The organism is Serratia marcescens (genome assembly GCF_029846115.1).
Taxonomy (GTDB): Bacteria; Pseudomonadota; Gammaproteobacteria; order Enterobacterales; family Enterobacteriaceae; genus Serratia; species Serratia marcescens_L.
This window is the reverse complement of record NZ_JARVZZ010000001.1, coordinates 2,967,992-2,989,267: the sequence shown is the minus strand read 5'-3', so window position 1 is coordinate 2,989,267 and position 21,276 is coordinate 2,967,992. Positions and strand designations below refer to the sequence as shown.

General features: G+C 60.6%; 18 protein-coding genes. 8 read left to right on the top strand and 10 right to left on the bottom strand.

All coding sequences use genetic code 11. The features are described from left to right. Positions 1 to 96: 96 nt before the first annotated feature. Positions 97 to 3,570 (top strand): transcription-repair coupling factor, encoded by a 3,474-nt coding sequence (mfd, locus tag QDT79_RS14095; protein ID WP_308316635.1) that lies wholly within the window; start codon positions 97 to 99, stop codon positions 3,568 to 3,570. A gap of 33 nt (positions 3,571 to 3,603) precedes the next feature. Here mfd and QDT79_RS14090 read toward each other — a convergent pair whose 3' ends face one another. After that, on the bottom strand, positions 3,604 to 4,704 hold the full coding sequence (locus QDT79_RS14090; RefSeq protein ID WP_063989591.1) for a GGDEF domain-containing protein: 1,101 nt from the start codon (positions 4,702 to 4,704) through the stop codon (positions 3,604 to 3,606). Between the two features lie 200 nt (positions 4,705 to 4,904). Between QDT79_RS14090 and QDT79_RS14085 the strand changes: the two genes are divergently transcribed. Continuing rightward, positions 4,905 to 5,390 (top strand): heme-degrading domain-containing protein, encoded by a 486-nt coding sequence (locus tag QDT79_RS14085; RefSeq protein ID WP_063989590.1) that lies wholly within the window; start codon positions 4,905 to 4,907, stop codon positions 5,388 to 5,390. A gap of 232 nt (positions 5,391 to 5,622) precedes the next feature. After that, positions 5,623 to 7,311, top strand: a complete 1,689-nt coding sequence (gene dauA, locus QDT79_RS14080) for a C4-dicarboxylic acid transporter DauA (protein ID WP_107226933.1) — start codon at positions 5,623 to 5,625, stop codon at positions 7,309 to 7,311. A gap of 48 nt (positions 7,312 to 7,359) precedes the next feature. Here the strand turns inward: dauA and kdsA are convergent, their stop codons facing one another. The 6 genes from kdsA to hemA are packed head-to-tail and all read right to left on the bottom strand — an operon-like array spanning position 7,360 to position 12,734. Continuing rightward, complete coding sequence (gene kdsA, locus QDT79_RS14075) at positions 7,360 to 8,214, bottom strand: 3-deoxy-8-phosphooctulonate synthase (protein ID WP_038872048.1); 855 nt, start codon at positions 8,212 to 8,214, stop codon at positions 7,360 to 7,362. Between the two features lie 58 nt (positions 8,215 to 8,272). Next, the gene (gene sirB1 / locus QDT79_RS14070) at positions 8,273 to 9,082 is read right to left on the bottom strand and encodes an invasion regulator SirB1 (protein ID WP_060424985.1); all 810 of its coding nucleotides are present in this window, start codon (positions 9,080 to 9,082) and stop codon (positions 8,273 to 8,275) included. Continuing rightward, positions 9,079 to 9,480, bottom strand: a complete 402-nt coding sequence (locus QDT79_RS14065) for a SirB2 family protein (RefSeq protein WP_170913124.1) — start codon at positions 9,478 to 9,480, stop codon at positions 9,079 to 9,081. The genes sirB1 and QDT79_RS14065 overlap by 4 nt, the downstream gene beginning before the upstream one ends. 41 nt (positions 9,481 to 9,521) lie before the next feature. Next, positions 9,522 to 10,355 carry a peptide chain release factor N(5)-glutamine methyltransferase gene (gene prmC / locus QDT79_RS14060; protein ID WP_308316634.1) on the bottom strand — a complete coding sequence of 278 codons (834 nt, stop codon included), beginning with the start codon at positions 10,353 to 10,355 and terminating at the stop codon, positions 9,522 to 9,524. Beyond that, positions 10,355 to 11,440, bottom strand: coding sequence for a peptide chain release factor 1 (gene prfA / locus QDT79_RS14055; protein WP_063989587.1), 1,086 nt, complete (start codon positions 11,438 to 11,440; stop codon positions 10,355 to 10,357). Before prfA ends, prmC begins: the two co-directional genes overlap by 1 nt. 31 nt (positions 11,441 to 11,471) lie before the next feature. Continuing rightward, on the bottom strand, positions 11,472 to 12,734 hold the full coding sequence (hemA, locus tag QDT79_RS14050) for a glutamyl-tRNA reductase (RefSeq protein ID WP_033638164.1): 1,263 nt from the start codon (positions 12,732 to 12,734) through the stop codon (positions 11,472 to 11,474). A gap of 468 nt (positions 12,735 to 13,202) precedes the next feature. Here hemA and lolB point away from each other — a divergent pair, with 468 nt between their 5' ends. The 3 genes from lolB (at position 13,203) to prs (ending at position 15,811) form a co-directional block, all read left to right on the top strand. Then, entirely contained in the window at positions 13,203 to 13,826 is a 624-nt protein-coding gene (gene lolB, locus QDT79_RS14045; protein ID WP_063989586.1) for a lipoprotein insertase outer membrane protein LolB, read from the top strand. Further along, complete coding sequence (gene ispE, locus QDT79_RS14040; protein ID WP_308316633.1) at positions 13,823 to 14,689, top strand: 4-(cytidine 5'-diphospho)-2-C-methyl-D-erythritol kinase; 867 nt, start codon at positions 13,823 to 13,825, stop codon at positions 14,687 to 14,689. The genes lolB and ispE overlap by 4 nt, the downstream gene beginning before the upstream one ends. A gap of 174 nt (positions 14,690 to 14,863) precedes the next feature. Further along, positions 14,864 to 15,811 (top strand): ribose-phosphate diphosphokinase, encoded by a 948-nt coding sequence (prs, locus tag QDT79_RS14035; protein ID WP_004941061.1) that lies wholly within the window; start codon positions 14,864 to 14,866, stop codon positions 15,809 to 15,811. 185 nt (positions 15,812 to 15,996) lie between these two features. Here the strand turns inward: prs and ychH are convergent, their stop codons facing one another. Continuing rightward, positions 15,997 to 16,275, bottom strand: coding sequence for a stress-induced protein YchH (ychH, locus tag QDT79_RS14030; RefSeq protein WP_025302491.1), 279 nt, complete (start codon positions 16,273 to 16,275; stop codon positions 15,997 to 15,999). Positions 16,276 to 16,576: 301 nt separating this feature from the next. Here ychH and pth point away from each other — a divergent pair, with 301 nt between their 5' ends. Further along, positions 16,577 to 17,167 (top strand): aminoacyl-tRNA hydrolase, encoded by a 591-nt coding sequence (gene pth, locus QDT79_RS14025; protein WP_063989584.1) that lies wholly within the window; start codon positions 16,577 to 16,579, stop codon positions 17,165 to 17,167. A gap of 37 nt (positions 17,168 to 17,204) precedes the next feature. Here pth and QDT79_RS14020 read toward each other — a convergent pair whose 3' ends face one another. Beyond that, a complete protein-coding gene (locus QDT79_RS14020; RefSeq protein WP_107226939.1) occupies positions 17,205 to 18,734 on the bottom strand; it encodes a SulP family inorganic anion transporter in 1,530 nt (509 codons plus the stop codon). A 334-nt stretch (positions 18,735 to 19,068) separates the two neighbouring features. Here QDT79_RS14020 and ychF point away from each other — a divergent pair, with 334 nt between their 5' ends. After that, positions 19,069 to 20,160: a redox-regulated ATPase YchF gene (gene ychF / locus QDT79_RS14015; RefSeq protein ID WP_049211448.1), complete on the top strand. Its 1,092-nt coding sequence runs from the start codon at positions 19,069 to 19,071 to the stop codon at positions 20,158 to 20,160. A 128-nt stretch (positions 20,161 to 20,288) separates the two neighbouring features. Here ychF and QDT79_RS14010 read toward each other — a convergent pair whose 3' ends face one another. Then, a complete protein-coding gene (locus tag QDT79_RS14010; protein ID WP_063989582.1) occupies positions 20,289 to 21,233 on the bottom strand; it encodes an amidohydrolase family protein in 945 nt (314 codons plus the stop codon). Between the last annotated feature and the right edge of the window lie 43 nt (positions 21,234 to 21,276).

Below are 21,276 nucleotides of genomic sequence, written 5' to 3'. Positions count from 1 at the left end.
GTCAGTTTGCCGGCTGCTGGGCTACTATAAACAGCATAAAGGCGCAGGGTTATCCGTGCCGGGACGCCCTCTAACACATTGATTAAAGATACCTGAATGAGCACTTCCGATAACCGTAACCGTTCTTCATCCCCCCGTTATTCTCTGCCCGATCGCGCGGGCGATCTGCGCCAGCTGGGGCAACTGACCGGCGCGGCCTGCGCCGTGGAGTGCGCCGAGATCGTCGAACGCCACCCAGGCCCGGTGATGCTGATCGCGCCGGACATGCAAAACGCCCTGCGGCTGCGCGACGAGATCCAGCAGTTCACCGACCAGATGGTGACCACGCTGTCCGACTGGGAAACCCTGCCGTACGACAGCTTCTCGCCGCATCAGGAAATCATCTCGGATCGTTTGTCGAGCCTGTATCACCTGCCGACCATGGCGCGCGGCGTGATCATTTTGCCGGTCAACACCCTGATGCAGCGCGTCTGCCCGCATGAGTTCCTGCACGGCCACGCGCTGGTGATGAAGAAAGGCCAGCGCCTGTCGCGCGACAAGCTGCGCGCGCAGCTGGAACAGGCCGGCTACCGCAGCGTCGATCAGGTGATGGAGCACGGCGAATTCGCCACCCGCGGTGCGTTGCTCGATCTTTACCCGATGGGCAGCGATGAGCCTTACCGCATCGACTTCTTCGATGACGAAATCGACAGCCTGCGCATCTTCGACGTCGATAGCCAGCGCACGCTGAGCGAAGTCGAGGCCATCAATCTGTTGCCGGCCCACGAGTTCCCCACCGACAAGAACGCCATCGAGCTGTTCCGCAGCCAGTGGCGCGAGCAGTTTGAGGTGCGTCGCGACGCCGAGCACATCTATCAGCAGGTCAGCAAAAGCGCCTGGCCGGCCGGCATCGAATACTGGCAGCCGCTGTTCTTCAGCCAACCGCTGCCGTCGCTGTTCAGCTACCTGCCGGCCAACACGCTGATCGTCAATACCGGCGATCTGGAGGGCGCCGCCGAGCGCTTCTGGCAGGACGTCAATCAGCGTTATGAAAGCCGCCGCGTCGATCCGATGCGCCCGCTGCTGGCGCCGGACACGCTGTGGCTGCGCGTCGACGCGCTGTTCGGCGAGCTGAAGGCCTGGCCGCGCATCGCGCTGAAAACCGATGAGCTGCCGGCCAAGGCCGGCAATACCAATCTGGATTACCATACCCTGCCCGATTTGGCGGTGCAGGCGCAGCATAAATCCCCGCTGGATAATCTGCGGCGCTTTATCGAAGGCTTCGATGGCAGCGTGATTTTCTCCGTCGAGAGCGAGGGGCGGCGTGAAACGCTGCAGGATCTGCTCGGCCGCATCAAGCTGGCGCCGGCGCTGATTCAGCGCCTCGATCAGGCGGAAACGGCGGGCCGTTACATGATGGTCGGCGCCGCTGAACACGGCTTCCTCGACGGCCTGCGCCAGCGGGCGCTGATCTGCGAAAGCGATCTGCTCGGCGAACGCGTCAGCCGCCGCCGGCAGGACAACCGGCGCACCATCAATACCGATACCCTGATCCGCAACCTGGCGGAACTGCATCCCGGCCAGCCGGTGGTGCACCTGGAGCACGGCGTCGGCCGCTACGTCGGCCTGACCACGCTGGAGGCCGGCGGCATCAAGGCCGAGTACCTGATCCTCTCCTACGCCGGTGAGGACAAGCTGTACGTGCCGGTTTCTTCGCTGCATCTGATCAGCCGTTACGCCGGCGGCGCAGACGAAAACGCTCCTTTGCACAAACTGGGCGGCGACGCCTGGACGCGCGCACGGCAGAAAGCGGCCGAGCGGGTGCGCGACGTGGCGGCCGAGCTGCTGGATATCTACGCCCAGCGCGCCGCCAAGGCCGGTTTCGCCTTCAAACACAACCGCGAACAGTATCAGCTGTTCTGCCAGAGCTTCCCGTTCGAAACCACGCCGGATCAGGAACAGGCGATCAACGCGGTGCTGAGCGACATGTGCCAGCCGTTGGCGATGGATCGCCTGGTGTGCGGCGACGTCGGCTTCGGCAAAACCGAAGTGGCGATGCGCGCCGCCTTCCTGGCGGTGGAAAACGGCAAGCAGGTAGCGGTGCTGGTGCCGACCACCCTGCTGGCACAGCAGCACTTCGACAACTTCCGCGATCGCTTCGCCACCTGGCCGATCCGCATCGAGATGATGTCGCGCTTCCGCAGCGCCAAAGAGCAGCAGCAGGTGCTGGACGACGCGGCCGAAGGCAAGGTGGATATCATCATCGGCACCCACAAGCTTTTGCAGAGCGATCTGCGCTGGAAAGACCTGGGGCTGCTGATCGTCGATGAAGAACACCGCTTCGGCGTGCGCCATAAAGAACGCATCAAGGCGATGCGCGCCGACGTCGATATCCTGACGCTGACCGCCACGCCTATCCCGCGGACCCTGAACATGGCGATGAGCGGCATGCGCGATCTGTCGATCATCGCCACCCCGCCGGCACGCCGCCTGGCGGTGAAAACCTTCGTGCGCGAATACGACAGCCTGGTGGTGCGCGAAGCGATCCTGCGCGAAGTGTTGCGCGGCGGCCAGGTTTACTACCTCTATAACGACGTGGAAAACATCGAGAAAGCGGCGCAGCGCCTGGCTGAGTTGGTGCCGGAAGCGCGCATCGCCATCGGCCACGGCCAGATGCGCGAACGCGATCTGGAACGGGTGATGAACGATTTCCACCACCAGCGCTTCAACGTGCTGGTGTGCACCACCATCATCGAGACCGGCATCGATATCCCCAGCGCCAACACCATCATCATCGAGCGCGCCGATCGCTTCGGCCTGGCGCAGCTGCACCAGTTGCGCGGCCGCGTCGGGCGTTCGCACCACCAGGCTTACGCCTATCTGCTGACGCCGAACCCGAAAGCCATGGGCACCGACGCTCATAAACGGCTCGAAGCCATCGCATCGCTGGAAGATCTCGGCGCCGGTTTCGCGCTGGCGACCCACGATCTCGAGATCCGCGGCGCCGGCGAACTGCTGGGTGAAGACCAGAGCGGCCAGATGACCACCGTCGGTTTCTCGCTCTACATGGAGTTGCTGGAAAGCGCCGTCGATGCGTTGAAAAACGGCCGCGAACCGTCGCTGGAAGATCTCACCAGCAGCCAGACCGAAGTGGAGCTGCGCATGCCGGCGCTGTTGCCGGAAGACTTCATTCCCGACGTCAATACCCGTCTATCGCTGTACAAGCGCATCGCCAGCGCGAAGCACGACGGCGAGCTGGATGAGCTGAAGGTCGAGCTGATCGACCGCTTCGGCCAGTTGCCGGACGCGGCGCGCAACCTGTTGCAGTGCGCGGCGCTGCGCCTGCATGCGCAGAAGCTGGGCATCAAACGCATCGAGAGCAACGAGCGCGGCGGCTTTATCGAGTTCGGCGACAACAACCGCGTCGACCCCGGCTATCTGATCGGCCTGTTGCAGGGCAATCCTCAGGTTTACCGTCTGGACGGCCCGAGCAAGCTGAAGTTCACGCTCGATCTGGCCGATCGCCAGAAACGCCTGACGTTCACCGAGGAGCTGCTGAACGCCTTCCGCGAACACACGCTGGCGGCCTGAGTCAACGCCTCTCGCCTTTACGGCGGGGGCGGATTATTCGCGCGTGAAACCGGCACCCAGCGGCGCCAGCTGCATTACGCGGCTGGTCACCACCCGGTTTTTGCCGCTGCGCTTCGCCTCATACAACGCTTCGTCGGTCATGGCGATCGCCTTGTCCAGCGTCATGCCGGGCAGATACAGCGACACGCCGATGGACAGCGTGATGTGAGCTTCATCGTGGGCGTTCAGCAAGAACGTCGAACTCGCCACCGCGCTGCGAATACGCTCCGCCACCCCGCCGATGACCTGCGGATCGTAGCTGGCGGTGATCACCATAAACTCCTCGCCGCCGTAACGCCCGACAAAGTCCTCGTTGCGCACGCTGTTTTGCAACAGCCGGCCGACGCTGGCCAGCAGCACGTCGCCGGCCGGATGGCCGTAGGTGTCGTTGATCTTTTTGAAGTCATCCAAATCGAGGATCATCAGCCCGCACGGGCGGCGTTCGGCGCGCTGCAGCATCAGGTGATAATCGACGCTGGCGCGGTTGTTGATATGGGTCAGGCTGTCGGTGGTGGCGCGTGCGCGCATCGCGAAATAGGCGTAGATGTGGCGCTCTTTGAAATTCAGCGCATGGTAGCAAATCGCCAGGCAGAGCGCGGAAATCGCCTGGTACAGCAACACGTCCAGCCACAGCCCGCTCATGTCCACCAGCAGCCACACCACCGCGATTCGATACAGCGCGATAGCGCCGATCGTCAGATAAAACACCCAGTGGGATTTCTTCAGCCACACTCGCGACAGCAGCAGCGGCACCAGGATTGAGGCGATAAACAGGTTATCGACGGTGAAACCGCCGGTCAGCGCCATGGCGAACAAAAAGCTCACCAGCCCGCTGACGCCGCCGCCAAAGAACGTCACCAGGATCATCGGGATCATCGCAAAGCTGTAGTGCACCTTATCGGTCAGCTCCAGCCGGTCCTGGCTTAGATAGAGCACCGCCACCCCGGCCAACAGGCCGAATACGACGCGCTTCCACAGCGCAGAACGGTAGGAGAACGGCGCGTTTTTACTGAGAACGAAATAGCTTACCGACAGCGTGGCGTAGGTGATGCAGGCGTCGCTGTAAATGGCGGGAATGGACGCAATGTAGGTCATAAATAGTCAGCGCGCTCCTCGGGATCGCCAGGGGTTGATGTGCAGACGTTGAATAACGTATCCCTGTCGTCTCCGCTTCGGCGGCGGCTATTTTACACAGTCTATTAATAGAGTAGCAGTTCTATCTTATCGCCAAGCCGTCTATCTCACGATGCGCGCTTCAGGCTACTCTGTGCTTTGTGTTATCGGGGGAGAACCGCATGAATATCGACGATGAACTGCAGGCGCTCAGCGAACAGGAAGCGACGCTGGCCTTTACCCATTTTGACGCCGCCACCGCCTGGGAGCTGGGCGCGGCGCTGAAAACCGCCGCCGAGCGGCGCGGCCTGAGCATCGCCATCGAGATCCAACTGGCCGGGCAAACGCTGTTTTATTACGCCATGCCGGGCGCCACGCCGGACATTGCCGACTGGGTGCGGCGCAAGCGCAATCTGGTGAACCATTTTCACAAAAGCTCTTACGCCATCGGCCTGCGCCTGCAGCAGCGACAAACGTCGCTGGAGGAACGCTACGGGCTGAGCGTGCGCGACTATTCGGTGCACGGCGGCGCCTTCCCGCTCACCCTAACCGGCCTCGGCTGCGTCGGTAGCATCAGCATTTCCGGTGCGCCGCAGAAGGACGATCACCAACTGCTGGTGAGTACTTTAGCGAATTTTCTCGGCTTATCCCTGCCCGAACTCCACTAGCCGTTGAAACCTCGACTATTCCTTTCCTTTTCAGCCGCAGAATCTGCGGCTGACTTATCTGTTATCGGTATTTAGCGCCAAACAAAAGGGCGACTCTCTGATTTCCTGCGCCAAATTGACACAGGTCTGGTAATCCGCTGAACAAAAGGCGTATGGTATCTGTCACGTGACAAGACGGACCTCATCGGGCCCGCCATTCCTTTCACTTTTGAAGATTTGGTACGCACCGTAGATGAAAACGCATGAAATAAACAAAATTCGCCCCTTCAGCGCGCTGATAGACGCCTGCTGGCGGGAACCTTATAGCCTGGCGCGGTTGCTGAAAGACGCTATCGCCGGGGTGACGGTCGGTATTATCGCCATCCCGCTGGCGATGGCGCTGGCGATCGCCAGCGGCGTGCCGCCGCAGTACGGCCTGTACACCGCCGCCATCGCCGGCATCGTCATCGCCGTCAGCGGCGGCTCGCGCTACAGCGTCTCCGGCCCCACCGCCGCCTTCGTGGTGATCCTGTATCCGGTTTCGCAGCAGTTCGGCCTGGCCGGCCTGCTGGTCGCCACGCTGATTTCCGGGGTGTTTCTGCTGTTGATGGGGCTGGCGCGCTTTGGCCGGCTGATCGAGTACATTCCGCTGCCGGTGACGCTCGGCTTTACCTCCGGCATCGCCATCACCATCGCCACCATGCAGATCAAGGATTTCTTCGGCCTGCAGCTGGCGCACACGCCGGAAAATTACGTTGGCAAGCTGTACGCCCTGCTGCAGGCGCTGCCGACGCTGGATTTCGGCGATACCCTGATCGGCGCGGTGACGCTCTTGATCCTGATCTTCTGGCCCAAGCTCGGCCTGCGGGTGCCTGGCCACCTGCCGGCGCTGCTGGCGGGCACCGCGCTGATGGGGCTGCTGGCGCTGTTTGACCACCCGGTGGCAACCATCGGCTCGCGCTTCAGCTACCTGCTGGCCGATGGCAGCAGCGGCCAGGGCATTCCGCCGATCCTGCCACAGCTGCTGCTGCCCTGGGATCTGCCGGGCGGCGGCGGGCAGCCGTTCACCCTGAGCTGGCAAACCGTTTCCGCCCTGCTGCCGGCGGCGTTTTCGATGGCGATGCTCGGCGCGATCGAATCGCTGCTGTGCGCCGTGGTGCTCGACGGCATGACCGGCAAGAAGCACAACTCGAACAGCGAACTGCTCGGCCAAGGTGCGGGCAACATCATCGCGCCGTTCTTCGGCGGCATTACCGCCACCGCCGCGATTGCCCGTTCGGCGGCCAACGTGCGCGCCGGCGCCACCTCGCCGGTGTCCGCCATCATCCACGCGCTGCTGGTGCTGTTGGCGCTGCTGGTCTTGGCGCCGTGGCTCTCTTACCTGCCGCTGGCGGCGATGGCGGCGCTGCTGCTGATGGTCGCCTGGAACATGAGCGAGGCGCACAAGGTAATTTACCTGCTGCGCCGGGCGCCGAAGGACGACATTCTGGTGCTGCTGCTGTGCATGTCGCTGACGGTGCTGTTCGATATGGTGATCGCCATTACCGTGGGTATCGTGCTGGCATCGCTGCTGTTTATGCGCCGCATCGCCCGCATGACGCGGCTGAGTGAGCTGAGCGCCGACGGCGGCCGCTTGGTGCTGCGGGTGAACGGCCCGCTGTTCTTCGCCGCCGCCGAGCGCATCTTTACCGAACTGTTGGCGCGCAGCGAAAGTTATCACACGATCGTGCTGCAGTGGGATGCGGTGCCGGTGCTCGACGCCGGCGGCCTGAGCGCCCTGCGGCGCTTTATCGACGTGCTGCCGGCGGACAAGAAATTGGTGATCACCGACGTGCCGTTCCAGCCGCTGAAAACCCTGGCGCGCGCGCGGGTGCAGCCGATCGAGGGCCGCTTGCAGTTCTTCCCGACGCTGCCGGAAGCGCTGGCGGCCACCGGCACCTAAACGTCAAAAAGCCCGACAAGTCGGGCTTTTTTTTATGGCGACGAGCGCTTAGTTGCTGGTATCCAGCTCCGGGAAGCTCTTCACCAGGTCATCGATGGCTTTCATCTGCGCCAGGAACGGCTCCAGCTTGTCCAACGGCAGCGCGGACGGGCCGTCGCACTTGGCGTTTTTCGGATCCGGGTGCGCTTCGAGGAACAGGCCGGCCAGGCCAACCGCCATACCGGCGCGCGCCAGCTCGGCCACCTGAGCGCGGCGGCCGCCGGACGCGGCGCCGAACGGATCGCGTGTCTGCAGCGCGTGGGTCACGTCGAAGATCACCGGATGGCCGCCGGTCACGTTTTTCATCACGTTGATGCCCAGCATGTCGACCACCAGGTTGTCATAGCCAAAGTTGCTGCCGCGATCGCACAGGATCACCTGGTCGTTGCCGCCCTCTTTGAACTTGTCGACGATGTTGCCCATCTGCCCCGGGCTGACGAACTGCGGCTTCTTGACGTTGATCACCGCGCCGGTTTTCGCCATCGCTTCCACCAGATCGGTCTGGCGCGCCAGGAAGGCCGGCAGCTGGATCACGTCAACCACTTCGGAAACCGGCTGCGCCTGCGCCGCTTCATGCACGTCGGTGATGATTTTCACGCCGAAGGTTTTTTTCAGCTCTTCGAAGATCTTCATCCCTTCTTCCAGGCCCGGACCGCGGTACGAGTGGATGGAAGAACGGTTGGCCTTGTCGAAAGAGGCTTTGAATACGTAAGGGATGCCCAGTTTTTGCGTCACGGTGACGTAGTGTTCGCAGATGCTCATCGCCAGATCGCGCGATTCCAGCACGTTCATACCGCCAAACAGCACAAACGGCAGATCGTTTGCTACGTCGATATCGCCAATGCTAACCACTTTCTGTTTCATGCTTTCGCCTTTGTTAAGGTTGTAACCGTCGCCTTGAAAACTGCACGGAGTCATTGAATTAATGCAGCGTCACCTGTTTCGGCTCAATCGAGTGGATCTGTACTTTGATCACTTCGCTGACCGGGTCTTCAGGACACTGCTCGACAAAATAGTTGAGGTCGGAAATCGCGATATGGTTGCACTCCAGCTGGGCGTAAATCAGCCCGCGGTCGCGGATCTCGTACGGGTCTTCCGGATCGAAGCACAGCACCGTTTCGCTGGTGCGCAGCGCCATTTCCAGCTGTTTTTCTTCCATCAGGGCGGCCTTCAGCGTATCGAGCATCTTGCGCACCACCATGATGTTCTCCGACTCATCGAGATCGTCGTCTTCCAGCTCGGCGCCCAGCCCCAGATTGCCCTTGATCCACACTTCCAGCTGGTGTTCGCTCAGAGTTTCGCCGTTCAGCGGGTTGATCAGCCACAGCTCTTCGTCCAGCCAGTCGGCGCGCAGGATCAGCTGAGTGGGGAAAATCACCGGCAACAGCGGCAGATCCAGCGCGTTGGCGATGTGCAGGAAAATGGTGCCCAGCGAGACCGGCGTGCCCTGCCGCCCTTCCAGCACCTTGTCCAGCCAGATGGCGTCCGACAGGCGGTAAACGCCGCTGGCGCCGCCGAATCCCCAGGTCTTGTAGAACAGCTCGATGAGCGCATCCAGTTGCTGCTCCTGAGTGATATCGACCGGCACCGCCGCGCGCGCTTCGTCTACCAGCTGTTGCAGCTTGCGCTCCACGTCGGCAGCGGGAAAATCGCGCCGCACCGACTGCGACACCAGGATCACCCCTTCGCTCAGCGGCGAGGCGTTAAATTCAAAATCAGCAATGCTACTCATAGGTATCCCATCAGAAACGGTATTTTCGTCGTGGCAAGTTTAATTATCAGATACAGACAGCCCAACGCCAGCACGAACGCCACGGTTCGCAGCCGCTGACTTTTGGTCTTCTTGCCCAATGCGACGTAGCCAAGCAGGATATAGATAATAACGCCAAACAGCTTCTCGGTCAGCCATGAGTCCATACCCAGCAGCGGATAAAACCCGAACGTCACCACCAGCGCGATGCCGCTGACGAACAGCAGCGTGTCGTTCAGGTGCGGCGCGACCTTGACCCAGCGGCGGCCCATGATCGGCGAGCGGCGCCACTGCCAGTAGAAACGCAGCACAAACAAGGTAATACTGATGGCGACCGTCAGCAAATGGAAATGTTTCAACGCGGTGTATGCAGTCATGATGCTCCCTTAAATGGCCCGGGCGTCGTTATTATGAGGGGCGCTTATCCCGGCCATTGGCCGAGCGTCACGCGGTCGTTGTCGCCGTAATCACGGTGGGTGGCGACAGCGGAAAATCCGGCGGCCTGCAGCAACGCGCGCACGCTCTCGCCCTGCTGCCAGCCATGTTCCAACAGCAGCCAACCCTGGGGCTGCAAATGGTGCGGCGCCTGGCGCACGATGGCGGCCAGAGCCGCCAGCCCATGATCGGCGGCGACCAGCGCGCTGCCCGGCTCGAAGCGCACGTCACCCTGCGACAAATGCGGATCGGCGGCGTCGATATAGGGCGGATTGCTGGCGATCAGCGCGAAGCGTTGCCCCGCCACCGGCGCAAACCAGCTGCCCTGTAAAAATCGGACGTTGTCGATATTCAGCTTGCGCGCATTGTGCTGCGCCAGCGCGACCGCCTCCGGCTGCACATCGACGCCGATCGCTGAACAATCCGGGCGCTCGCTGGCCAGCGCCAGCGCGATGGCGCCGGTGCCGGTGCCGAGATCGAGGAAGTGGCAGGGTTGCGGCGGCAGACGCGCCAGCGCCAGTTCCACCAGGCATTCGGTATCCGGGCGTGGGATTAGCGTTGCGGGCGAGACCGACAGCGGCAGCGACCAAAACTCGCGCTCACCCACCAGATAGGCCACCGGCTCACCGCGTTCGCGGCGCGCCAGCAGCGTCTCCAGCTGCTGTTGCTGCGGCGGCGTCAGCAGGGTTTCCCCGAACGCCATCAGGAAGGTTCTGGCCTTGCCGGTCACGAAACCCAACAGGATTTCCGCGTCGCGCCGGGCGCTGTCGCTGTGGGTCAAACGCGCGGCGGCGGCTTTCAGCCAGTGTTGATAGTCCATCACTCTTGCTCGGCGGACAGCGCAGCCAGCTGATCGGCCTGATACTCCTGCACGATCGGCTGGATCAGCATGTCCAGTTTGCCTTCCATCACCTCGTCCAGGCGGTAGAGCGTCAGGTTGATGCGGTGGTCGGTCACCCGCCCCTGCGGGAAGTTGTAGGTGCGGTTACGGTCAGAACGATCGCCGCTGCCCAGCAGGTTGCGGCGAGTGGACGCCTCGGCCTGCTGGCGTTTGGCCATCTCGGCGGCGCGAATGCGCGCGCCCAGCACCGACATCGCCTTGGCTTTATTTTTGTGCTGTGAACGTTCGTCCTGGCACTCCACCACGATGCCGGTCGGCAGGTGGGTGATGCGGATCGCCGAGTCGGTGGTGTTAACGTGCTGGCCGCCGGCGCCGGAGGAGCGGAAGGTGTCGATTTTCAGATCGCCCGGGTTGATGTCCGGCAGCTCGGCTTCCGGCACTTCCGGCATCACCGCCACGGTGCAGGCGGAGGTGTGGATGCGCCCCTGGGATTCGGTTTCCGGCACGCGCTGCACGCGGTGGCCGCCGGATTCAAACTTCAGCTGACCGTATACACCGTCGCCGGAGACTTTGGCGATCACTTCTTTAAAGCCGCCGTGCTCGCCTTCGTTGGCGCTCATCACCTCGACCCGCCAGCGGCGGCTTTCCGCATAGCGGCTGTACATGCGGAACAGATCGCCGGCGAAGATCGCCGCCTCATCGCCGCCGGTGCCGGCGCGCACTTCGAGGAAGCAGCTGCGCTCATCGTCCGGATCTTTCGGCAGCAGCAACACCTGCAGCTGCTGCTCCAGTTCTTCGCTGGCCGCCCGCGCCTGTTTCAGCTCGTCCTGCGCCATCTCGCGCATTTCCGGATCGTCCAGCATCATTTCCGCCGTCTCCAGATCCTCCTGCACCTGACGCCATTCCAGGAAGCAGCGGCTGACGTCGGTCAGCTGCGCGTATTCTCGCGACAGCGCGCGGAACCGGTCTTGGTCGGCGATGACGCCGGCATCGCCGAGCAGCGCCTGCACTTCTTCATGGCGCTCTTGTAACGCTTCCAGTTTGGCAACAATAGAAGGCTTCATGCGTGGTAATAAACCCTGTTAATAGAGAAAACTAATGCTGATCCAGCCCGAGGCTGTCGCGTAATAACTGCAACCGCTCCACGTCGCCGTCGCCGGCGGCCTGCTGGAGGGATTTGGTGGGGGCATGAATAAGACGGTTGGTCAGTTTATGGGCCAGCTCGTGAATAACCTGCTCCACGTTGGCGCCCTGCGCGATAGCGGCCAGCGCTTTGGCCTCCATCTCTGCGCGAATTTGGTCGGCCTGCGAACGGTAGTCGCGGATGGTTTCCACCGCGCCCTGCGAGCGCAACCAGGCCATGAAGTTGGTGCTTTCCTGCTGCACGATCGACTCCGCCTGCACCGCCGCCGCTTTGCGCTGCGCCAGGTTGCTTTGAATGATGGCGTGCAGATCGTCCACGCTGTACAGATAGGCGTTGGCCAGTTTGCCGACCTCCGGCTCGATGTCGCGCGGTACGGCGATATCCACCAGCAGCATCGGCTGGTTGCGGCGCGCCTTCAGCGCACGCTCCACCATCCCCTTGCCGATGATCGGCAGCGGGCTGGCGGTGGAGCTGATGATGATGTCGGCGTCCGCCAGGCGTTCGTCGATCTCCGGCAGGGTGATCACTTCCGCGCCGACCTCGTCCGCCAGCAGCTGTGCGCGCTCGCGGGTGCGGTTGGCGATGATCATGTGCCGCACTTTGTGTTCGCGCAGGTGACGCGCCACCAGCTCGATGGTTTCACCGGCGCCCACCAGCAAGACGTTGAGATCGGCCAGCGATTCGAAGATCTGGCGCGCCAGGGTACAGGCGGCGAAGGCCACGGAGACCGCGCTGGCGCCGATGTCGGTTTCGGTACGCACACGCTTGGCGACGGAGAAGGATTTCTGGAACAGCCGCTCCAGCTCGCCGGACAGCGACTGGCCGCGTTGAGACTCGGCGAAGGCCTTTTTCACCTGGCCGAGGATCTGCGGTTCACCCAGTACCAGTGAATCCAACCCGCTGGCCACGCGCATCAGATGGCTGACCGCGTCGTTGCCCTGATGCCAGTAAAGGCTTTTCTTCACCTCTTCCGGGCGCAGGTTGTGGTAGGCGCACAGCCAGGCGACCAGTTGTTCGTGCATGTGTTCCTGCTGCTCTACGCTGAGGTACAGCTCGGTGCGGTTGCAGGTGGACAACACGACGCCGCCCTGCACCAACGGTTGTTGGAGCAAGCTGGTCAGCGCCTCATCGATGGACTCTGGCGAGAAGGTCACCCTTTCACGCAGAGAAACCGGAGCGGTTTTGTGATTTATACCTAACGCCAGCAGGGTCATTGCTTCGAGTAATACTTATCTTGGTACGGGTTCTCGTTGAACGGCATTCTACTTGATGCGCGGGATCAATAAAAGTAACAACCGCATCTTCCGTTCAATCGTTGTCATAGATGACATCAATTAATGAATAAGCAATAAATACAGCAGGATAAATAGTCATGGGGTAGGTCGATTGCTTAAATTTTAGCGCAGTTTGCGATAACGCGCACGCTATTCGGCGGACACAACGGCGGCGTTTGCGCAACTCCGGCACCGCTTATCGGGCGCGCCTCCCCCGCCTTCAGGCGATTGTGTTACGCTTAATGGCGACCCCGACGCGCGTGCCGGGTTGGCAGTGCGCCTGTAAAAGCGGCAAGATTCAACGCGATGCAGCAAAAAATTGACGCGCCGCCGCCGCCCCGTTAGCGTGAGCGCTGAATCCGGGTTTCGTCGCGCATGCCCGCAAGGACAAAAGGACAAGAGAAAGTTATGCCAATACGCAAAGTTAGTTTGCTCCGTCTGATCCCGCTGGCCAGCCTGGTGCTGGCCGCCTGTACCACCACCAAGCCGACCGGCCCGGCCACCAGCCCGACCTCACCGCAGTGGCGCGCCCATGAGCAGGCGGTGCAGCAGCTCAGCACCTATCAGACCCGCGGCTCCTTCGCCTACTTGTCTGATCAGAAAAAAGTCTACGCCCGCTTCTTCTGGCAGCAGTTCTCGCCGGAGCGCTACCGTCTGCTGTTGACCAACCCGCTGGGCAGCACGGAAATGGATCTCAACGTGCAGAAAAACGTGGTGCAGTTGACCGACAACCAGGGAAAACGCTACGTCAGCGACAATCCGGAAGAGATGATCCGCAAGCTGACCGGCATGGCGATCCCGCTGAACAACCTGCGCCAATGGATGCTCGGCCTGCCGGGCGAAGCCAGCGATTTTGCGTTGGATGACCGATATCGCCTGAGCAAGCTGACCTACCAGCAAGGCGGACAGACCTGGAAAGTGGATTACCAGGGCTACAGCAACGAGGTGCAGCCGACGCTGCCGAACCGCCTGGAGCTGCAGCAGGGCGACCAGCGCATCAAGCTGAAAATGGACAACTGGACGCTCAAATGATCCGCCAGTGGCCCTCCCCCGCGAAACTCAACCTGTTTCTGTACATCACCGGCCGTCGTGAAGACGGCTATCACCTGCTGCAGACGCTGTTCCAGTTTTTGGACTACGGCGACACCCTGACCATTGACCCGCGCCAGGACGACCGCATTCATCTGCTGACGCCGGTCGACGGCGTGCCGGACGAGCAGAACCTGATCGTGCGCGCCGCCCGCTTGCTGCAGCGCTATTGCGATGTACGCGGCCTGCAGACCGCACCGCGCGGCGCCGACATCAGCATCGACAAGCGCCTGCCGATGGGCGGCGGCTTGGGCGGTGGCTCCTCCAACGCCGCCACCGTGCTGGTGGCGCTCAACGAACTGTGGCGCTGCGGTCTTGGCGACGACCAACTGGCCGAGCTGGGGCTCAGCCTCGGCGCCGACGTGCCGGTGTTCGTGCGCGGCCGCGCCGCCTTCGCCGAAGGCATCGGCGAGCGCCTGCAGCCGGCCGAGCCGCAGGAAAAGTGGTATCTGGTGGCGCATCCCGGCGTCGGCATCCCGACGCCGGTTATCTTCGGCGACCCCGAGTTGAAAAGAGACACCCCGGTTCGCTCCTTAAGTGAGCTGTTGCAGGCACCGTACGCAAATGATTGCGAACCGATCGCAAGAAAACGTTTTCGCGAGGTTGAACAGCTTCTTTCATGGCTGTTAGAATACGCCCCGTCACGCCTGACTGGCACAGGTGCTTGTGTGTTTGCTGAATTCGACACAGAAATCGCCGCCCGTCAGGTGTTAAATCAAGCCCCGGAGTGGTTGTGTGGTTTTGTAGCGCGCGGCGTTAACGTCTCCCCACTACATCGCATTCGTTCCGGGCGGTTTGAGTCGTAGCTCAACGTTTCGCTGCGCAGGGTCATGCACACCTGGCCCTGTTATCCCTGCGCTGCCTGCGGTCTCAATTTTAGTTTTACATACCCGTATGTATATTGCGCCGGCGTCGCCGACTGCCCCTTGGCGATGCCGTATGACAATATCTTCTCTGGACGCAAGCCTGAGGTTCTTCTCGTGCCTGATATGAAGCTTTTTGCTGGTAACGCCACCCCGGAACTAGCACAACGTATTGCCAACCGTTTGTACACCAGCCTTGGTGACGCCGCTGTAGGTCGTTTTAGCGACGGCGAAGTGAGCGTGCAAATCAACGAAAATGTACGCGGCGGTGATATTTTCATCATCCAGTCCACCTGTGCTCCGACCAACGACAACCTGATGGAACTGGTTGTGATGGTCGACGCCCTGCGTCGCGCCTCCGCAGGTCGTATTACCGCCGTTATCCCTTACTTCGGCTATGCCCGCCAGGATCGCCGTGTGCGTTCCGCGCGTGTGCCGATCACCGCCAAGGTGGTTGCCGATTTCCTCTCCAGCGTAGGGGTTGACCGCGTTCTGACGGTGGATCTGCATGCTGAGCAGATTCAAGGCTTCTTCGACGTACCGGTAGACAACGTGTTCGGCAGCCCGATCCTGCTGGAAGACATGCTGCAGCAGAACCTGGAAAACCCGATCGTGGTTTCCCCGGACATCGGCGGCGTAGTGCGTGCCCGCGCCATCGCCAAACTGCTGAACGACACCGACATGGCCATCATCGACAAACGCCGCCCGCGCGCGAACGTTTCTCAGGTGATGCACATCATCGGTGACGTGGCAGGCCGCGACTGCGTGCTGGTCGACGACATGATCGACACCGGTGGTACCTTGTGTAAAGCGGCTGAAGCGTTGAAAGAACGCGGTGCCAAGCGCGTATTCGCCTACGCGACGCACCCGATCTTCTCCGGCAACGCCGTGGACAACATCAAGAACTCGGTGATTGATGAAGTGATCGTCTGCGACACCATTCCGCTGTCGCCGGAAATCAAGGCACTGAAAAACGTTCGCACTCTGACCCTGTCCGGCATGCTGGCTGAAGCCATCCGCCGCATCAGCAACGAAGAGTCGATCTCTGCGATGTTCGAGCATTGATTCGTCGTCTTTCCGGTGCGGCGCCCACCGTGCCGGAAAGATAGCGAGCCCGACAGCAGAAAAAGAAAAACCCGTTGGTGCGTGAGCAACAACGGGTTTTCTACTCGTAGTCCAACATGACCTCAAACCTTAATGCACGGCAGATATTCCCTTGCCCTGCTCCCGCTTCCCTTCTGATTTTTTAATCAATGCGACGAACGATGTTGGTCGTTGCGGCACCGTTTATCAAAGTGTTTTACCCACCAGTAGCGATCCGCCACCTGCTCGCGGCCGCCGATACGCGCGCCCACCAGCCACAACAGCGCGCCGACGAAGATACTCATGATGGCGCCGTGGGCGAAAAATTGCGGTAAATTGAACTGGGATACTTCAGCAATAATGGAGTATCCGACGCCGCCGATCATCACGACCAACCCCAGCCCCATAAAAAAGTTGCCCATTCTGTCCGCGCTTCTACGTTTCATATGCCACCTCCATGATTGCCATGTGCCAACCGGGATAACGCTGCAACTTGTTAACCCACTTTGATAAGTTAAGTATAGTCCTTGTTGCGGCAAGGGGATTGCGGAGGCGATCACAAATGGTAAAGAATTATTGACACTTCTTAACACGCCGCTGAAAATTAGCGGACAAATTGAATTATTCAGCTAATGAATCATTCGTCTTTCTTACCGAGGGCGACGGCGGAGATCGGGTTTTGTCATTCGCCGCCCCGGCAGGTAAACTAACGCCCTTTCCATTACCCTGATCATAGCGAATCTCCCAGTGAGCAGTATTAAATTGATAGTCGGCCTGGCCAACCCGGGCGCGGAATACGCCCAGACGCGCCACAACGCCGGCGCCTGGTACGTCGATCTGCTGGCCCAGCGCCACAATCAGCAGTTGAAAGAAGAGAGCAAGTTCTTCGGCTATACCGCCCGTTTGAACCTCGCGGGCAACGACGTGCGCCTGCTGGTGCCGACCACCTTCATGAACCTGAGCGGCAAAGCGGTGCTGGCGATGGCCAACTTCTACCGCATCGAACCGAACGAGATCCTGGTGGCGCACGACGAGCTGGATCTGCCGCCCGGCGTGGCCAAAATCAAGCTCGGCGGCGGCAACGGCGGCCACAACGGCCTGAAAGACATCCAGAACAAGTTCGGCAACAACCCGAACTTCTACCGCCTGCGCATCGGCATCGGCCATCCGGGTGACAAGAACAAGGTAGTGGGCTTCGTGCTCGGCAAACCGCCGGTCAGCGAGCAGAAGATGATTGACGAAGCGATCGACGAGTCGCTGCGCTGCACCGAGATGCTGATGAAGGACGGGCTGGAAAAAACCGTTCAGCGCCTGCACAGCTTCAAGGCGCAGGCCTGAACCTTGCCGCAGCGGGCGCCCTGCCCGCTGCCTGCTTCTAGCCGCGCGGGTTGAAGGTCTCCTCGCTCACGCGGCGGTCATCGGCGGCGAACCCCTCTTCCGCCACGTAATATTGCGGATCGTCCAGCTCATGGCTGCAGAACGGCCCGGCGCGCTTAAGTAAACGCACGCAGTCACCGCTCAGGTGGCGCAGGCGAATGCTTTTTCCCGCCGCCAGGTAACGCGCCGTCAGCTTATCGATCGCCTCTACGCCGCTGGAATCCATCACCCGGGTGCCGGCAAAATCCAGCACCACGTTCTGCGGATCGCTCTGCGGGTCGAACAGCTCGGCGAAAGCGGCGGCAGAGCCGAAGAACAGCGGGCCATCGAGCCGATACACCGCCACGTCGCTCGTTACCTGACGCTGACGCACGCGGATGCGCGCCTGCTGCCAAGCGAACACCAGCGCCGAGATAATCACCCCGCTGATCACCGCCACCGCCAGATCGGTAAAGATGGTGATCAGCGTGACGGCGACCATCACCAGCGCGTCCGCCTTCGGCATACGGCGCAAACGGCGCAGCGAACTCCACTCGAAGGTGTTGTAACACACCACCAGCATCACCCCGGCCAGCGCCGCCACCGGCAGCAGGCCGATATAGCGCGACAGGCTGACCACAAACAGAATCAGCAGGATGGCGCCCACCGTGCCGGAGAGGCGCCCGCGCCCGCCCGAGGTGAAGTTGATGATCGACTGGCCGATCATTGCGCAGCCGGCGAAGCAGCCGAACAGGCCGCATACCGCGTTACCGGCGCCCTGCGCGATACTCTCGCGGTTGCCGTTCCCCTTCTTGCCGCCCATTTCATCCAGCACCGTCATAGTCAGCAACGATTCAATCAAACCGACCAGGGCGATCACCACCGCATAGGGCAGCACCACCCGCACCATTTCCAGGGTAAACGGTGCCGTCGGCAGGCTGAAGTGCGGCAGCGCGCCGGAAATGTCCGCTAGATCGCCCACCCGCAGCGTGTGCAGATTGAGACCGATCGCCAACGCCGAAACCACCAGCAGCGCCGCCAGCGAAGACGGAATGGCTTTGGTCAGGCGCGGGAACAGCACCACCACCGCAATCGCCAGCGCCACCAGGCCGTACATCAGCGGCCCCTGCCCGGCGATCATCTTCAATTGCGCCAGCATGATGACGATCGCCAGACCATTGACGAAGCCGTGGATCGCCGGCAGCGGCACCAGACGAATGAACTTGCCCAGCCGAAAGGCGCCGATCAGGATTTGGATCCCCCCGGCAAACAGCGTGGCCCACAGCACGTAGCCCATGCCGTACTGCGCCGCCAGGCTCATCAGCACCACCACAATGGAGCCGGCGGCGCCGGAAACCATGCCAGGCTTGCCGCCGAACAGCGCCGTGACCAGGCCGATAATAAACGCGGTATGCAAACCGACGATCGGCGAAAGACCGGCGACCAGCGAAAAGCCGACCGCCTCGGGGATCATCGAAACCGCCACCACAAAGCCCGCCAGGACTTCATTTTTAACGTCCGCGATCCTGACGTTACTCAGGTTAAACATGCATTATTCACTTATGACAGATGACATCATCTCCCCGCGTAGCGGGTATGGAGTACCGCAAGGCGCGGCAGACTGCAGGCGGGTACAGCTCAGGGTGGCGTAGGCAAGAAATACATCCGGCGCGGTTCCTGTCGGTTGAACGGAACAGCCAGTATGGGTAAATGTGATCCAAATCTCAATCAAAAACCGGTCGCCCGCGCAGCGCTCGCCCCGGCCAAACAAGTCTGATCGAGATAAACGCCCATTACGTGTATAATGGCGGCATTATTTTGCCCTTTATGCAGTCGATTAAATCTAACCGGCTGATAGTTAAGATATTTAAGGTGATTACAACATGGGATTCAAATGCGGTATCGTCGGCCTGCCCAACGTAGGCAAATCCACCCTGTTCAACGCGTTGACCAAAGCGGGCATTGAAGCAGCCAACTTCCCGTTCTGCACCATTGAACCGAACACCGGTGTGGTGCCGATGCCCGATCCGCGTCTGGATAAGCTGGCCGAGATCGTCAAGCCGCAGCGCATTCTGCCGACCACCATGGAATTCGTCGACATCGCCGGCCTGGTGAAAGGCGCGTCCAAGGGTGAAGGCCTGGGCAACCAGTTCCTGACCAACATCCGCGAAACCGAAGCCATCGGCCACGTGGTGCGCTGCTTCGAGAACGACAACATCATTCACGTCAACAACAAGGTCGATCCGGCCGAAGACATCGACGTGATCAACACCGAGCTGGCGCTGTCTGACCTGGACACCTGCGAGCGCGCTATCCACCGCGTGCAGAAGAAAGCCAAAGGCGGCGACAAAGACGCCAAAGCCGAGCTGGCGGCGCTGGAGAAATGCCTGCCGCACCTGGAAAACGCCGGCATGCTGCGCGCGCTGGATCTGAGCGACGAAGACAAAGCGGCGATCAAATACCTGAGCTTCCTGACCCTGAAGCCGACCATGTACATCGCCAACGTCAACGAAGACGGCTTCGAGAACAACCCGTACCTGGACACCGTGCGTAAAATCGCCGACGCCGAAGGCTCCGTGGTGGTTGCCGTATGCGCCGCCGTGGAATCCGACATCGCCGAGCTGGAAGACGAAGATCGCGACGAGTTCATGGCCGAACTGGGCCTGGAAGAGCCGGGCCTGAACCGCGTGATCCGCGCCGGTTATGAACTGCTGAACCTGCAGACCTACTTCACCGCCGGCGTGAAAGAAGTGCGTGCCTGGACCATCCCGGTCGGCGCCACCGCCCCGCAGGCGGCCGGCAAGATCCACACCGACTTCGAGAAAGGCTTTATCCGCGCGCAAACCATCGCCTTCGACGACTTCATCACCTACAAGGGTGAACAAGGCGCCAAAGAAGCCGGTAAAATGCGTTCCGAAGGTAAAGATTACATCGTCAAAGACGGCGACGTGATGAACTTCCTGTTCAACGTCTAATCCCTTCCCCGCAACGTTTCTCTCGGCTGCCGGAAACGTAAAAATCCACGCTTCTGCGTGGATTTTTTATTTTCGGGAGGGAACGTGCCAGCGCTTAAAGCAATGCGGCATCATCCCAGCAGAAACCTTTATTTATTTAACCGCGGGAAAAGCGCGAGACCGTTATTCCGATTGAAGTTTACTTTCTGCGCATCGGTCAGGTTTGTCTCGGCGTCGAGAATATGATTAAACTTAGCGGCGACGGGCTCAGGCGCATAAGGATAATCGCTGCCGAAAAGAATATTATTATGATTCGCAAACGCCAGTAGGCTGGAGAATGCATTAGGGCCGGAAGACAATGCGGTATCAAAATAAAAGCGCTTAAATTTACCGTCCAATTCCTGAGCTGACGGCCCATTTGGATTAAGTGACTCTGCCAGCAATGTAAAACGCAAAACGGCATAAGGCAAGAAACCGCCGGCATGCGAAAGAATAATTTTCACGTTAGGATAATTATCCATAACGCCGTTCAACACCATATGGACGGCATTGCGTGTAGTATCAAACGGATAATCAACCAAGGGGCCAGGAACGCCATCCAGCAAATCCATGATGGGATGACCAGGGTGAATGAAAACAACGGCAGAGCGTTGGTTAAGCGCCGCCCAAAGCGGAGCCCACTTTTTATCACCTAAATAGACCCCTTCATAATTGGTTAATAACACCACGCCATCGGCTTTCAGCACATCCAGTGCATACTCAACTTCACGCACCGCCCCCTCAACGTCCGGCAACGGCACGGTCGCAAAGTGACCAAACCGCGTGGGGTATTTCGCCACCAGATCCGCCGTATATTCATTGACTTTCCTGGCCATATCGCGGCGAGCCTGACCTTCCCAGCCAACCACGCTTGGCGCGGTTAACGATAGGACGCTGGTCGCTATTTGCTGTTTGTCCATATAGCGAAGATGATCGTCCGCCGTCCATTTTGGCAAGGTCCAGCCGGACGGATCGCCGCCGTGGTTCGGCAGCGCGCTGCCCCAAAAGGGCGGGACCAGGTGAGTATGAACGTCGATTCTGGCTAATGAATTCATTTAGCGCCTCCACTATGCATATATTTTATCGTTGAAATATATA

What these genes read in the sequence shown, in the direction of transcription:
- mfd (WP_308316635.1), top strand. Translation starts at nt 97, where the DNA reads ATGAGCACTTCCGATAACCGTAACCGTTCTTCATCCCCCCGTTATTCT.
- QDT79_RS14090 (WP_063989591.1), bottom strand. Translation starts at nt 4,704, where the DNA reads ATGACCTACATTGCGTCCATTCCCGCCATTTACAGCGACGCCTGCATC.
- QDT79_RS14085 (WP_063989590.1), top strand. Translation starts at nt 4,905, where the DNA reads ATGAATATCGACGATGAACTGCAGGCGCTCAGCGAACAGGAAGCGACG.
- dauA (WP_107226933.1), top strand. Translation starts at nt 5,623, where the DNA reads ATGAAAACGCATGAAATAAACAAAATTCGCCCCTTCAGCGCGCTGATA.
- kdsA (WP_038872048.1), bottom strand. Translation starts at nt 8,214, where the DNA reads ATGAAACAGAAAGTGGTTAGCATTGGCGATATCGACGTAGCAAACGAT.
- sirB1 (WP_060424985.1), bottom strand. Translation starts at nt 9,082, where the DNA reads ATGAGTAGCATTGCTGATTTTGAATTTAACGCCTCGCCGCTGAGCGAA.
- prmC (WP_308316634.1), bottom strand. Translation starts at nt 10,355, where the DNA reads ATGGACTATCAACACTGGCTGAAAGCCGCCGCCGCGCGTTTGACCCAC.
- prfA (WP_063989587.1), bottom strand. Translation starts at nt 11,440, where the DNA reads ATGAAGCCTTCTATTGTTGCCAAACTGGAAGCGTTACAAGAGCGCCAT.
- hemA (WP_033638164.1), bottom strand. Translation starts at nt 12,734, where the DNA reads ATGACCCTGCTGGCGTTAGGTATAAATCACAAAACCGCTCCGGTTTCT.
- lolB (WP_063989586.1), top strand. Translation starts at nt 13,203, where the DNA reads ATGCCAATACGCAAAGTTAGTTTGCTCCGTCTGATCCCGCTGGCCAGC.
- ispE (WP_308316633.1), top strand. Translation starts at nt 13,823, where the DNA reads ATGATCCGCCAGTGGCCCTCCCCCGCGAAACTCAACCTGTTTCTGTAC.
- ychH (WP_025302491.1), bottom strand. Translation starts at nt 16,275, where the DNA reads ATGAAACGTAGAAGCGCGGACAGAATGGGCAACTTTTTTATGGGGCTG.
- QDT79_RS14020 (WP_107226939.1), bottom strand. Translation starts at nt 18,734, where the DNA reads ATGTTTAACCTGAGTAACGTCAGGATCGCGGACGTTAAAAATGAAGTC.
- ychF (WP_049211448.1), top strand. Translation starts at nt 19,069, where the DNA reads ATGGGATTCAAATGCGGTATCGTCGGCCTGCCCAACGTAGGCAAATCC.
- QDT79_RS14010 (WP_063989582.1), bottom strand. Translation starts at nt 21,233, where the DNA reads ATGAATTCATTAGCCAGAATCGACGTTCATACTCACCTGGTCCCGCCC.